The sequence below is a fragment of the Janthinobacterium sp. Bl 1 genome (genome assembly GCF_058215535.1).
The window spans coordinates 280,876-293,643 of the sequence record NZ_CM177086.1; the positions used below are offsets into that span (position 1 = coordinate 280,876).

The window sequence follows — 12,768 nt, forward strand, 5'->3', positions numbered from 1 at the left end:
GGGTCAGACCCGCCGGGTCTGACCCCGGAACTTTGCTCAGCGCCGCCGTTTACGCCGGTACACCGAGGATCACACTAGATGCTTTAAACATCGCCGTCACGCTGCCGCCAAGTTCGATACCCAGGTCCGTGCTGCTCTGATTGGTGATGATGGCGGCGATCGTGCCGCCGCGCGGCAAGTCCAGCACCACTTCCGTGTTGACGGCGCCCGTCTGCACGCGCGTGACCGTGCCGGCCAGCTGGTTGCGCGCGGAAAAACGCGCGCCTTCGCTGTCGGCCACGAGGATGATGGACGAAGCCTTGATCAGCGCAAACGCTTCGGCGCCAGGCACCAGGCCCAGGCTTGCACTGCTGCCCTGCGTGACGATGGCCACGATGTGCTGGCCGCCCGGCAATTCCAGGGTGACTTCGTCGTTGACGGCACCCTGTTTCAGTTCGGCCACCTTGCCCAGGAATTGATTGCGCGCCGTCGTTTTCATGGCCATTCTCCGTATGAGTAAAAGATCGTCGGCGATGCCTTCGGCCTGGCTGCCCAGCTGGCGCAGGTAGCGCGCATGCTCGCGTTCGATGATGCGGAAATTGTCGACCAGCTGGCGCCCCCGTTGCGTGAGCCGCGTGCCGCCGCCGCCCTTGCCGCCCGTCAGGCGCTCGACCAGCGGCTCGCCGGCCAGGTTGTTCATCGCGTCGATGGCGTCCCAGGCCGCCTTGTAGCTCATCTTCACCAGCTTGGCCGCCTGCGTGATGGAGCCGCATTCGGCGATGGCGCCCAGCAGTTCCACCCTGCCGGCGCCGCCCAGATTTTCTCCGCCCACCGTCATCCATACCGAGCCTTGCAAGCCGATTTTATCCAATGCGTTCACCCAATGCCATGTGGTCTTCCCTGTTATCGATCTGTCCGTCGCGCAAATACAGCACGTGTTCGCCCAAGATGCGCGCATCTTCCGGATCGTGCGTGATCAGGATCATGGGCACGTCCAGGCGCTGTTGCCACTGGCTCAGTTCCAGCCGCATTTTGACACGCAGGGCCGGGTCGAGGGCGGCAAACGGCTCGTCGAGCAGCAGCGCGGACGGCTCGGCCACGAGCGCCCTCGCCAGCGCCACCCGCTGGCGCTGGCCTCCGGACAACTCGTCGGGGAACTGGTGCGCCAGTTCCTGCAAGTGGAAGGCGTCGAGCCAATGCTCGACCTTCTGCAATTTTTCGCGCGCGCGCGGATTGAACCAGCCGCGGCTCAGGCCAAAGCCCACGTTCTGGCGCACCGTCAGGTGCGGGAACAGCGCGTAATCCTGGAACAGGTAGGCGACGTTGCGCTGCTGCGGCGGCAAATTGATGCCGGCGGCCGAATCGAACAGGGTGCGCCCGTTCAAACGGATATGGCCTTCGTCCGGCGTGAAGAGGCCGGCAATGGCTTTCAGGGTCATGCTCTTGCCGGCGCCGGACGGGCCATACATGGCGATGCGCTGGCTGCCGGACGTGCATTGCACCTGCAGGTCGAAACGGCGTTTGCCGGAGCGCAAGGTGGCGCGGATGTCGAGATCGAGTTGCATGGGCGTCATCCTCAGCGTCCTTTGTGCGCGACGCGCCCGGGCGCCAGGCGGCCAGCCGACAGCAGCACCACGATGCAGACCACCGAGATGATCACGACCAGCGTATTGGCCACGTCGTCCTGGCCCGCCTGCACGGCTTCATACACGGCTACCGACAGGGTCTGCGTCTTGCCGGGAATGCTGCCGGCCACCATCAGGGTGGCGCCAAACTCGCCCAGCGCGCGCACGAATCCCAGCAGCACGCCGGCCAGGATGCCGCGCCAGGCCAGCGGCAACGTGACGCGAAAGAAGATCGCCATTTCCGAAATGCCCAGCACGCGGGCCGCCTGCTCGAGCTGGCCGTCGACGGCCTCGAAGGCGGCGCGCGCGGGCTTGAAGACGAGGGGAAAGGCGACCACGGTGGAAGCGATCACGGCGCCCTGCCACGTAAAGATGAGGTTGATGCCGAAGTTGTCCTGCAACCAGATGCCCAGGGTACCGCGCCGGCCCAGCAGCACCAGCAGGTAGTAGCCGAGCACGGTGGGCGGCATCACCATCGGCAGGGTCAACAGGGCGTCGAGCAATTCGCGCCCGGGAAAACGCGTGCGCGCCAGCAGATAGCCCGTGCCGATGCCGAGCAACAAGTTGAGCGCCGTGGCCCACGCCGCCACTTTGAGCGACAGGGCCAGCGCGGTCCAGGCGATATCCATGCGCAGTCGTTTGCTTTATGGTTTCTTGAAACCGTACTTGGCGAGGATGGCTTGCGCCGGCGCCGTCTGCAAATAGCTGACGAAGCGCTTCGCTTCGGCCCCATTGCCGCTGCCCTTGATGGTGGCGATCGGATACAGCACGGGCGCGTCCAGCGACACGTCGAGCACCACGTTGACCTTGTCTTTCATGATGGCCGCGTCGGTGGCGTAGACAAAGCCCGCATCGACTTCGCCGCGCGCCACGTAGTCGAGCGACTGGCGCACGTTCTGCGTGCCGATGGCCTTGGGCTGCACGGCGTCCCACAGCTTCGCCTTCTTCAGCGCGCCTTCCGAGTATCGGCCGACAGGCACGCTGGCCGGATTGGCGATGGCCACGCGCGTCACGCCCTTGTGCGTCAGGTCAGCCAGGCTCTTGATGCCCAGCTTGCTATCGTGCGGCACGATCAGCACCAGGCTGTTGCCGACGAAGTCCATGCGCTCGGCCGGCAAGACGAGGCCCTGCTTTTGCGCCGCATCCATGGTTTCCTGGTCGGCCGAGGCAAACACGTCCACGGGCGCGCCCTTGACGATCTGCTGCAGCAGCACGCCCGAAGCGGCGAAGTTCAGGGATACCTTGCTGCCCGGATACTGCGCCTCGTAGCTTTGCGCCGCCTCCTTGAACGCATTCGTCAGGCTGGCCGCGGCCGACACCACCACTTCGCCGGCAAGGGCGGACGAGGCGGCGGTGGCGAAGAGGGCGGCGCCGAGCAGTGTGGCTAGGGAGGTGAGGCGCATGATCGTATCCTTGATGAGAAGAGAACCTGTCCCGTAATATACACCGATATATAGCGCTCTGCCATCGCACAGGTCAAGCCAGCGCAAGCTGCATTCCCTGATATACTGTATATAAACACAGTATATCGAGGTGAGCCATGGAACTGACGGACAAGCTGGAAATCCTGGCCGACGCGGCCAAGTACGATGCGTCCTGCGCCAGCAGCGGCGCGCCCAGGCGCGATTCCATCGGCAAGGACGGCTTTGGCGCCACCTCGGGCATGGGCATTTGCCACAGCTACACGCCGGACGGGCGCTGCGTCTCGCTGCTGAAAGTGCTGCTGACGAATTACTGCCTGTACGACTGCCAGTACTGTGTCAACCGCCGCACGTCGAACGTGCCGCGTGCGCGCTTTACCGTGGCCGAAGTGGTGAAACTGACGAGCGACTTTTACCTGCGCAACTACATCGACGGCCTGTTCCTCAGTTCCGGCATCATCCAGTCGGCCGACTACACGATGGAACAACTGGTGCAAGTGGCGCGCGAGTTGCGCGAGGTGCATCAGTTCCGCGGCTACATCCATTTGAAAACCATCCCTGACGCCGACCCCGCGCTGATCGCGCAGGCGGGCCGCTATGCCGACCGGCTCAGCGTCAACATCGAATTGCCGACACAGGACAGCGTGCAAAAACTGGCGCCGGAAAAAAGCGTGCACACGATCAAGCTGGCGATGGGGTCGATACGCCGCAAGCTCGACGAGAAAGCGGAAGAACCGCGCGCGCCGCGTTTCGCGCCGGCCGGGCAAAGCACGCAAATGATCGTCGGCGCCGACGCCAGCGACGACCAGCAGATCCTCTCCACGGCCGAGACCTTGTACGGCAGCTACAAACTCAAGCGCGTGTACTACTCGGCCTTCAGCCCGATCCCCGACAGCCCGAAAAGCGTGCCGCTGGCGCCGCCACCGATGCTGCGCGAACACAGGTTGTACCAGGCCGACTTCCTGCTGCGCAGCTATGGATTCCAGGCCAGCGAACTGCTGCCCGCCACGGGCGGCAACCTGGCGCTCGATATCGATCCGAAACTGGCGTGGGCGCTGGCGCACCGCGAACATTTTCCGCTGGACTTGAACCGCGCGGCGCAGCACATGATCGCCCGCGTGCCCGGCATCGGCCTGCGCAATGCCCAGCGCATCGTCGACCTGCGGCGGCTGCGGCAGGTGCGCTACGCCGACCTGTCGCGCCTGCGCTGCAGCATGAAGAAAATCGCGCCGTTCATCATCACGGCCGACTACTTTCCCGCGCGCGACACCACCGCCTCCGAACACCTGCGCCGCGCCATGGCGGAAGCGCCGCAGCAAATGAATCTGTGGCCGGAGCTGCAGGCCGCATGAGTACGGTGGTGCGGCTGGCGCAGTCGTTCGACCAGTGGCGCGCTGCCGCACGCGAACTGATCGCGCGTGGTGTGCCACCTGCCGACGTTGCCTGGCAGTCGCGTCCCGGCGATGGCGACCTGTTTTCCGCCACGCCGGATGCGACCGATACCAGCGCGCCACTGCTGCGCCTGCCCCGTCCCCTGGTGGAATTGCTGGAAAGCGCCGCCTGCTTCAACGTGCCTGACCGCTGGGCCCTTTTGTACCAGGTGCTGTGGCGCTGGCAGCAGGGCCAGCACGACGTGATGTCGCCGGCCGACGCGGACGGCGCGCGCCTGCACGCCATGGTCAAGGCCGTGCACCGCGAAGAGCACGACATGCATGCGTATGTGCGCTTCCGCGAACGGCCAGAATGCGAGGGCGCGCCCCGTTTTGTCGCCTGGTTCGAACCCGTGCACGAGGTGCTGCCGCAGGTGGCGCGCCACTTCGCCCGCCGCATGGGAGCTACCAGCTGGATGATCGCCACGCCCGCCGCCAGCATGCTGTGGGATGGCACGACCTTGCACGCGGGCCCAGCACTGATGCAGGGCGCGGCCGATATCGACGATGCGGGCGAAGCCCTGTGGCTGACCTACTACCGCAGCATCTTCAATCCCGCGCGCGTGAATGCGGATTTGCTGCACAGCCATATCCCCTCGCGTTTCTGGAAAAACCTGCCGGAAGGGGCCATCGTGTCCGCCATGCTCAGCGGCGCCGCCAACGGCGAACGCCGCACGGGCCAGACGGCCAGCGTGGGCCAGCGCAACGGCGCCACCACGATCCCGATTGCCGCCGAACGCGCCCAGCCGGCGCGCGAGGTAGCGACGAGCCTGGACCAGTGCCGCCGCTGCGAACTGTGGAAAAGCGCCACGCAAGCCGTGCCCGGCATTGGCCCGGCACAGGCGCGCATCATGCTTGTGGGCGAGCAGCCGGGCGATCAGGAAGACCTGGCGGGCTTGCCCTTCGTGGGCCCGGCCGGCGCACTGCTCGAGCAAGCCATGCAGGAAGCGGGCATGGCGCGCGACAGCATCTATCTGACCAATGCCGTCAAGCATTTCAAGTGGGAACCACGCGGCAAGCGCCGCCTGCACAAGACGCCAGCGCAACGCGAGATCCTCGCCTGCCATGGCTGGCTGGAAGAAGAGATTGAGCGTGTCCAGCCACAGGTGATCGTGGCGCTGGGCAGCACGGCATTAAAATCCGTGCTGCAAGATGGCGCGGCAAGCATGACACCGCTGATCGGCACGACGATCGAGCATGCGGGACGCTCGGTGATTACCGTGTATCACCCGGCGTATGTGCTGCGCGCGCCCGATGAGTCCAGCCGGCGGCAGGCTTACGCGGTCATAGTGGCGGGGCTGCGGCAGGCGCTGCGGCTAGAGCAGGATAGCCATCACAGCGTTGTCGCCGGCACATCCTGTCCCTCATCGCGCCGCGCATAACGCTGCGCGATCACGGCGCAGATCATCAGCTGAATCTGGTGGAACAGCATCAGCGGCAAGATCACCATGCCCAGCGAACGCGTGGAAAACAGCACCTTGGCCATCGGTACGCCGCTGGCCAGGCTTTTCTTCGAGGCGCAAAAGACGATGGCGATTTCGTCTTCCTTGTTGAAGCCCAGGCGGCGGCTGACGAAGGTGGAGATGCCCAGCACCAGCGCCAGCAGCAAGGTGCTGATCAGGCCCAGGGCGACCAGGGTTTCCACGGAAATCGTATGCCACAGGCCTTCGCTGACGGCTTCGCTGAAGGCCGTGTAGACCACCAGCAAGATCGAACCCTGGTCGACGTATTTCAGGGTGGCTTTATGGCGGTCGACCCAGCGGCCGATCCAGCGGCGCAGGAACTGGCCGGCCAAAAACGGCAGCAGCAGCTGCATGACGATGGACAGCACGGCGTCCACGGACGACTTGCTTTCCGCGCCCTTGGCCACCAGCAAGCCCACGAGGATGGGGGCGAGGAAGATGCCGATGAAGTTCGAGGCCGAGGCGCTGCAGATGGCGGCCGGCACGTTGCCGCGCGCCATGGCCGTCATGGCGATCGAGGATTGCACGGTGGACGGCAGCGCGCACAGGAACAAAATGCCCATGTACAGGTCGGGCGTGAGGAAGGTCAGCGCCAGCGGGCGCAGCGCCAGGCCCAAGAGTGGAAACAGGACAAAGGTGCTGGCCAGCACCAGCAAGTGCAAGCGCCAGTGCATGGCGCCGGCCACCACGGCTTCGCGCGACAGCTTGGCGCCATGCAGGAAGAACAGGGCGCCGATGGCGACCGTGGTGATGTTGCCGAAGACCACGGCCGTCTGGCCCGTGCAGGGCAGGAAGGTGGCCAGCGCCACAGTGACGAGCAGGGCGATGGTGAAATTATCGGGTTTCAGATTGCGCAGCAGGGCAGCGGGAGAAAAAGAAGACATGCGGTAGCCTGGTAACGGCGCAGCCTTGCACGCTGTGCCGGGGATGACAAACGGCGCCGGGAACGGCGCCAGTGCCAGCCATTCTACCTGCTTCCAGGCGGCTTGCCCGGAAGCAGCACGGCTCCCAATCGCTACCCGCCTTACACGATGCCGCTGCTGCTGGCGCCTGCTCTCGGTGGCCGCGCCACGGCCCGCTGCTCCCGGTAACCGCTGCCGCGATAGCAGGCCACAGGATCGATGGCGGCGCCCGAGCGCTGGCGCGCCATGGCCAGGATGGCGCTGACATCGGTGCGGAACGCCTGTTTCAGCGCCTGCGCCGAGGCGTGCACGTCGTTGGCTTCCTGGTGGTGGCGCAGGGCGGCGCGGTCAACCAGTGCGGACTGGATGAAGGCGCGCTGCACTTCGACGGCACTGCTCATCAGGCTTTCGATCGGGTCCGTCACATTGTGCGACTGGTCCAGCATGTAGGCGGGATGGAAGGCGGCGCCCTCGCGCTCGGCCGCGTCGGCCAGCTCGTTGAACACGAGGAACAGCTGGAAGGGGTTGATGCTGCCCGAATCGAGGTCGTCGTCGCCGTACTTGCTGTCGTTGAAATGGAAGCCACCCAGTTTGCCGAACTGCGCCAGGCGCGCGACGATCATTTCGATGTTCGTGTTCGGCGCATGGTGGCCCAGGTCGACCAGGCATTTGGCCTTCGGTCCCAGCGCGCTGGCGCAGGCAAAGCTGGTGCCCCAGTCGGCGATCGTGGTGGCGTAGAAGGCCGGCTCGAACAGCTTGTGTTCGATAAATAACTGCCAATCGGCGGGCAGGGCACCGTAGATGTCGCGCATGCTGTCGAGGTAGCGCTCGAGCGCGCCGCGCAGATTGTGCTGGCCCGGAAAATTCGCGCCGTCGCCCACCCACACCGTCAGCGCCGTCGAGCCCAGTGCACGCCCCAGTTCGATGCATTCGATGTTGTGCTCGACGGCCTGCGCGCGCACGGCCGCGCTGTGCGACGTCAGGCTGCCGTATTTGTACGACTGCGCCTGTCCGGCCTGGTCCTGGAAGGTATTCGAATTGACGGCGTCAAAGCCCAGGCCGTAAGCCTGGGCGGTCTCGCGCAGGGCGGCCGTATCGCTGACCTTGTCCCATGGAAAATGCAGCGAGACGGCGGGCGTCGCTTGCGTCAGCTGGTTGATGACGGCGCAATCTTCGAGCTTTTCAAACACGTTGCGCGGTTCGCCCAGGCCGGGGAAACGGGCAAAGCGCGTGCCGCCCGTGCCGGTGCCCCAGCTGGGTACGGCCACGGCAAACGTCTGCGCCAGCGCCGTCAGTTTTTCAATGTCCTGGCCGCGGCGGGCCAGCACACCGCCCAGGGCCGCATAGTCGGCGTCCAGGTTCGCTTGCAGCTTGGCATTGTGGTCGGCCACCAGGCCGCTGTCGATCATGGTATGCATCTTGTCTCCTTGTGCGCAGCGGCGCCATGGCCGGCTGCGTCGTTTTTTTAGATTAACGTGTAAATGCGGCCGCGTTGCCCGCGTCGACATTGATGATATTGCCCGTGCTCTTGGCAGCCTTGTCGCTGGAAAGGAAATACACGGCTTCGGCAATATCTTCCGGCAGCACGCTACGCTTGAGCATGCTGCGCTGGCGATAGAATTCCTCGATGTCGCCCGTCTCGATCTTGTTCGAGGCGGCCCGCTCTTCCTTCCACTTGCCATCCCAGATGCGCGAACCGCGAATGACGGCATCGGGATTGACCACGTTGACGCGGATGCCGTGCGGCGCCCCTTCGAGCGCGATGCAGCGGGCCAGATGGATTTCCGCCGCCTTGGCGGTGCAATAGGCCGAGGCGCCGCCCGACGCCACCAGGCCGTTCTTGCTGGCGACAAACACCATGCTGCCACCGAGCTTCTGCTGCTGCATGATGCGGAAAGCGGCGCGGCTGACGAGAAAGTAGCCGGTCACCAGGATCGACTGGTTGCGTTCCCACATCTCCAGGGTCGTTTCTTCCAGCGGCGCCGAGGAAGCGATGCCCGCGTTCGACACCAGCAGGTCGATGCCGCCAAAGCGCAGCGCGGCCGCGTTCAGGATGGCCTCGACGTCGTTTTCGGCCGTGATGTTTGCGCGCACCGTGGCGATATTGTCGCGTCCCGCCACCTTCAGCAGGCTCTGCTCGGCCTCTTCCAGCGCGGCGCCGTCGATATCGGTCAGCATCACGCACGCACCTTCCTGCAGCAGCTGGCGCGCCACGGCCTGGCCGATGCCGCCGCCGCCGCCCGTCACCAGGGCGATGCGCCCGGCCAGGCTTTTGGGTTTGGGCATGCGCTGCAGCTTGGCTTCTTCCAGCAGCCAGTATTCGATATCGAACGCTTCCTGTTCCGGCAAGCCCACATAGGTGTCGACGCCATTGGCGCCGCGCATCACATTGATGGCATTGACATAGAACTCGCCGGCGATGCGCGCCGTGGCCTTGTCCTTGGCGAACGACAACATGCCCACGCCGGGGATCAGATAAATGATGGGGTTGGCGTCGCGCACGGCGGGGCTGTTGTCGTGCTTGCAGCGCGTGTAATAGGCGAGGTAGTCGGCGCGGTAGGCGGCCAGTGCCTCGTCCAGGCCGGCGACCAAACGATCAAAATCAGGATAGGCCGGATCGAAGTCGATCACGAAGGGGCGGATCTTGGTACGCAGGAAGTGGTCGGGGCACGAGGTACCGAGCGCGGCCAGCGGCAGCAGGTCGGCGCTGCAAACGAATTCAAGCACGTTGGCGCTGTCGTCGAAGTGGCCCAGCTTGTACTCGTCCTGGCTGATCTTGCCGCGCAGCACAGGCATCAAACGCTGCGCCAGGGCCGCGCGCTCGTGCGCCGGCAAGGGTGCGGATTTGGCGCCGCCGAACGCCGGCTGCGTGGTGTTGGCGGCCAGCCAGTCTTCCGCGCGCTTGATGATGGCCAAGGTGGTTTCATAGCAGGACTTGGCCGTATCGCCCCAGGTAAACAAGCCATGGCCTTCGAGAATGATGCCTTTCAAATGCGGCTGCGACTGCGACAGCGCTTCGAGTTTGAGGCCCAGGTCGTAGCCGGGACGCTGCCACGGCAGCCAGCCCAGTTCGCCTTCAAAAATCTTGTGCGTCAGTGCCTGGCTGTTGGCGCAGGCGGCGATCGCGATTACGGCATCCGGGTGCATGTGGTCGACATGCTTGCGCGCGATGTAGGCGTGCAGGGGGGTGTCGATGCTGGCCGCGCGCGGGTTCAGATTGAAAGTGCAATGGGGCAGGTAGGCGACCATTTCATCTTCCAGCGCCAGGCCACGGTAGCGGCCCTTCAGCGCGCGCAGCTTGTCCATGTACAGGGTGGAAAAGCCGTCGAGCTTGATGCTGCCCAGGTCGCCGCCGGAGCCTTTCACCCACAGCACCTCGACCTCGTCGCCGGTCAGATGATCCGTCATGCGGATCTTGGCCGAGGTATTGCCGCCGCCGAAATTGGTGATGCGCATGTCGGAACCGAGCAGGTTGGAACGGTACAGCAAAAGCTCCGGTTCGCTCAAGGTTGCGGCGTGCGCATCGTCCCATAGCGAGGCCATGGGCGCAGGTGGTGTGGTGTCCATCGTGGCGGTCATACAGTGTCTCCATTCTTGGTTGTGCGTGCGGATCGCCATGGCCGCATCTGTGTGCGGGACGCCATGACGGCAGCACTCAGTAGAAGCCAGCGTGCCAATCATGTCAATCAACAAGCAATCAAAAACGTGAGGGAAACGCAAATAATCATCAGGTTGATTGGAACTCCGATCACGCATTTGCGCGCTATCCAAATAATCACGATGTTGATTGATTGATTGTTGACATGCACTGCTCAACTGCTTAGGCTGGCTCACCGATAAAGAAGTCGTCCCCGGGCAGCTGGTACGGGAGAGGGCTCAAAAAGGAGACAACGTGGTTAATCACAAACGCCGCAAAGGCTTGCTGAAACTACTCGCCGAACATAGCGTGGCGAGCGTCGACCAATTGGTCGGCTGGCTCAATTCCTCGCCGGCGACGGTGCGGCGCGATATCGCCTGGCTGGCCGAGCGCAGCCTGCTGGTGCGCACCCGCGGCGGCGCCGAGAGCCTGCCGCAAAAAAAACAGCGCACGTTTGCGCTGTCGGGCGAAACCTTTCAAAACAACCTGGACCGCTGCGCCGCACAAAAGCGCGCCATCGCCCGCCACGCCTGCGGCCTGTGCGCCGATGGCGACACCATCATCATCAATGGCGGCACCACCACCTACCGAATGGTCGAGTTCCTGGTCGACAAGCGGCTGAAAATCCTCACCAATTCCTTCCTGATGGCCGAGCGCCTGCTGATGTCCAGCGAGAATGAAATCATCCTGCCCGGCGGCAAGGTGTATCGCGAGCAAAACGTCATCCTGAGTCCCTTCGACAACGACATCAGCCAGCATCATTACGCGGGAAAAATGTTCATGGGCGTATACGGCCTGTCGATGCTGGGCTTGATGGAAGCGGATCCCCTGCTGATCCAGGCCGAGAAACGCCTGATCAGCCAGGCCGAGGAGTTGATTGTCCTGGCCGACAGTTCCAAGTTTGCCAGGAAGGCAGGCCTGATCCTGTGCGGCCTGAACCGCGTGTCCTGCGTCATCACGGACACGGGCGCTTCGGACGCGGCCGTGCAGATGCTGGAGCAGTCGGGCGTCAAGGTACTGGCCGTGGCCCCCGAGGCGATGGCGGCGCCGCTGTCGCCGGCGGAGCAGGCATGGCAAGAGCAATAGGCAATACCTAGTCAGTGGCAAAAACAGAGGGCTGGAGACATGGTGTCTACCGCCCCGGCAGCAACAATAAAAAAGGAGACGCGGCATGAAATTGAACAAAATGATGGTGACGGCATTGAGCATGTGCATGATCGGCTGCCTGGCCGCCAGCGCGCAGGCGGCGGAAAAAATCAAGATCGCCATGGTCGTCAAGAGCCTGGGCAACGGCTTCTTCGACGCCGCCCACGAAGGGGCGAACGAGGCGGCCAAGCAGCTGGGCGACGTGGAAGTCATTTACACGGGCCCCACCACGGCGACGGCGGAAGGGCAGATCGAAATCATCAGCTCGCTGATCAGCCAGAAGGTCAGCGCCATCGTCATTTCCGCCAACGATGCGAATGCGCTCGTGCCGATCACCAGGAAGGCCATGCAGCGCGGCATCAAGGTCATTTCCTTCGACAGCGGCCTGGCCAAGGAGGGGCGTTTGATGCAGCTGAACCCGTCCAGCCCCGCGCTGATCGGCCAGAAACAGATTGAAATGGCGGCCGACGCCATCGGCGGCACAGGCGACATCGCCATCCTGTCGGCCACGGCGCAGGCGACGAATCAGAACATCTGGATCGGCGAAATGAAAAAGACGCTGGCCCAGCCTGCGTACGCCAAAATCAAGCTGGTGGCCACCGTGTATGGCGACGACCAGTCCGACAAGAGCTACCGCGAAGCGATCGGCTTGTTGCGCAGCAACCCGAATCTGAAAGCCATCATCGCGCCGACCACCGTGGGCATCAATGCGGCCGGCAAGGCCGTGGTCGACGAGAAACTCGTGGGCAAGGTGTATGTGACGGGTCTGGGCTTGCCGTCGGAAATGGCCGGCCACGTGAAGAGCGGCGCCGTGAAAAGCTTTGCTATCTGGAACCCGATCGACCTCGGCTACGCCGCCACGTATGCCGCCCATCAATTCGTCACCGGCAAGGCCAGCGGCAAGCCGGGCGAGAGCATCGCCGTCGGCCGCATGGGCAAGCTGACACTCGATGCGGGCGGCGAAGCGGCGCTGGCGCCGCCGTTCACCTACAACAAGGATAACGTCGACAAGTTCTCGAAGATATTCTGATTTGTTTGTGTACCGACGGCCGTAGGTCGGATCAGGCGCGAAGCGCCGTAATCCGGCATCACCGGTAAAGCCAACAATGTTGTCGGGTTACGCGCTGGCGCGCTAACCCGACCTGCGAATATCTCTCAAGTGTGA

Annotated in this window: 11 protein-coding genes; 4 read left to right on the forward strand and 7 right to left on the reverse strand. The window is 64.0% G+C overall.

All coding sequences use genetic code 11. The features are described from left to right. Nucleotides 1-49: 49 nt before the first annotated feature. From AC4BCN_RS01200 to modA, 4 genes are read right to left on the reverse strand one after another with little or no spacing between them, the layout of a single operon-like run. Nucleotides 50-817 carry a TOBE domain-containing protein gene (locus tag AC4BCN_RS01200; RefSeq protein ID WP_128140927.1) on the reverse strand — a complete coding sequence of 256 codons (768 nt, stop codon included), beginning with the start codon at nucleotides 815-817 and terminating at the stop codon, nucleotides 50-52. 25 nt (nucleotides 818-842) lie between these two features. Beyond that, nucleotides 843-1,544, reverse strand: coding sequence for a sulfate/molybdate ABC transporter ATP-binding protein (locus tag AC4BCN_RS01205; RefSeq protein ID WP_128140677.1), 702 nt, complete (start codon nucleotides 1,542-1,544; stop codon nucleotides 843-845). Nucleotides 1,545-1,555: 11 nt separating this feature from the next. Beyond that, nucleotides 1,556-2,233 carry a molybdate ABC transporter permease subunit gene (modB, locus tag AC4BCN_RS01210; RefSeq protein ID WP_034752530.1) on the reverse strand — a complete coding sequence of 226 codons (678 nt, stop codon included), beginning with the start codon at nucleotides 2,231-2,233 and terminating at the stop codon, nucleotides 1,556-1,558. A gap of 15 nt (nucleotides 2,234-2,248) precedes the next feature. After that, nucleotides 2,249-3,007, reverse strand: a complete 759-nt coding sequence (gene modA / locus AC4BCN_RS01215) for a molybdate ABC transporter substrate-binding protein (protein WP_490492386.1) — start codon at nucleotides 3,005-3,007, stop codon at nucleotides 2,249-2,251. 137 nt (nucleotides 3,008-3,144) lie between these two features. Here modA and AC4BCN_RS01220 point away from each other — a divergent pair, with 137 nt between their 5' ends. Both AC4BCN_RS01220 and AC4BCN_RS01225 read left to right on the forward strand, forming a co-directional pair. Continuing rightward, a complete protein-coding gene (locus AC4BCN_RS01220) occupies nucleotides 3,145-4,377 on the forward strand; it encodes a putative DNA modification/repair radical SAM protein (RefSeq protein ID WP_034752533.1) in 1,233 nt (410 codons plus the stop codon). After that, the gene (locus AC4BCN_RS01225) at nucleotides 4,374-5,837 is read left to right on the forward strand and encodes a UdgX family uracil-DNA binding protein (RefSeq protein WP_490492387.1); all 1,464 of its coding nucleotides are present in this window, start codon (nucleotides 4,374-4,376) and stop codon (nucleotides 5,835-5,837) included. The genes AC4BCN_RS01220 and AC4BCN_RS01225 overlap by 4 nt, the downstream gene beginning before the upstream one ends. Here AC4BCN_RS01225 and AC4BCN_RS01230 read toward each other — a convergent pair. The 3 genes from AC4BCN_RS01230 to AC4BCN_RS01240 form a co-directional block, all read right to left on the reverse strand. Beyond that, the gene (locus tag AC4BCN_RS01230; RefSeq protein WP_051991317.1) at nucleotides 5,789-6,802 is read right to left on the reverse strand and encodes a bile acid:sodium symporter family protein; all 1,014 of its coding nucleotides are present in this window, start codon (nucleotides 6,800-6,802) and stop codon (nucleotides 5,789-5,791) included. The two genes, AC4BCN_RS01225 and AC4BCN_RS01230, sit on opposite strands and share 49 nt — an antisense overlap. A gap of 140 nt (nucleotides 6,803-6,942) precedes the next feature. Beyond that, the gene (gene rhaI, locus AC4BCN_RS01235) at nucleotides 6,943-8,238 is read right to left on the reverse strand and encodes an L-rhamnose catabolism isomerase (protein ID WP_490492388.1); all 1,296 of its coding nucleotides are present in this window, start codon (nucleotides 8,236-8,238) and stop codon (nucleotides 6,943-6,945) included. A 52-nt stretch (nucleotides 8,239-8,290) separates the two neighbouring features. Then, entirely contained in the window at nucleotides 8,291-10,399 is a 2,109-nt protein-coding gene (locus AC4BCN_RS01240; RefSeq protein ID WP_490492389.1) for a bifunctional rhamnulose-1-phosphate aldolase/short-chain dehydrogenase, read from the reverse strand. Between the two features lie 313 nt (nucleotides 10,400-10,712). Between AC4BCN_RS01240 and AC4BCN_RS01245 the strand changes: the two genes are divergently transcribed. Both AC4BCN_RS01245 and rhaS read left to right on the forward strand, forming a co-directional pair. After that, nucleotides 10,713-11,543: a DeoR/GlpR family DNA-binding transcription regulator gene (locus tag AC4BCN_RS01245; RefSeq protein WP_128140681.1), complete on the forward strand. Its 831-nt coding sequence runs from the start codon at nucleotides 10,713-10,715 to the stop codon at nucleotides 11,541-11,543. A gap of 103 nt (nucleotides 11,544-11,646) precedes the next feature. Then, the gene (rhaS, locus tag AC4BCN_RS01250) at nucleotides 11,647-12,633 is read left to right on the forward strand and encodes a rhamnose ABC transporter substrate-binding protein (protein WP_490493565.1); all 987 of its coding nucleotides are present in this window, start codon (nucleotides 11,647-11,649) and stop codon (nucleotides 12,631-12,633) included. Nucleotides 12,634-12,768: the final 135 nt, after the last annotated feature.

Coding starts and splice junctions, on each gene's coding strand:
- AC4BCN_RS01200 (WP_128140927.1), bottom strand. CDS start 817: ATGACGGTGGGCGGAGAAAATCTGGGCGGCGCCGGCAGGGTGGAACTG.
- AC4BCN_RS01205 (WP_128140677.1), bottom strand. CDS start 1,544: ATGCAACTCGATCTCGACATCCGCGCCACCTTGCGCTCCGGCAAACGC.
- modB (WP_034752530.1), bottom strand. CDS start 2,233: ATGGATATCGCCTGGACCGCGCTGGCCCTGTCGCTCAAAGTGGCGGCG.
- modA (WP_490492386.1), bottom strand. CDS start 3,007: ATGCGCCTCACCTCCCTAGCCACACTGCTCGGCGCCGCCCTCTTCGCC.
- AC4BCN_RS01220 (WP_034752533.1), top strand. CDS start 3,145: ATGGAACTGACGGACAAGCTGGAAATCCTGGCCGACGCGGCCAAGTAC.
- AC4BCN_RS01225 (WP_490492387.1), top strand. CDS start 4,374: ATGAGTACGGTGGTGCGGCTGGCGCAGTCGTTCGACCAGTGGCGCGCT.
- AC4BCN_RS01230 (WP_051991317.1), bottom strand. CDS start 6,802: ATGTCTTCTTTTTCTCCCGCTGCCCTGCTGCGCAATCTGAAACCCGAT.
- rhaI (WP_490492388.1), bottom strand. CDS start 8,238: ATGCATACCATGATCGACAGCGGCCTGGTGGCCGACCACAATGCCAAG.
- AC4BCN_RS01240 (WP_490492389.1), bottom strand. CDS start 10,399: ATGACCGCCACGATGGACACCACACCACCTGCGCCCATGGCCTCGCTA.
- rhaS (WP_490493565.1), top strand. CDS start 11,647: ATGGTGACGGCATTGAGCATGTGCATGATCGGCTGCCTGGCCGCCAGC.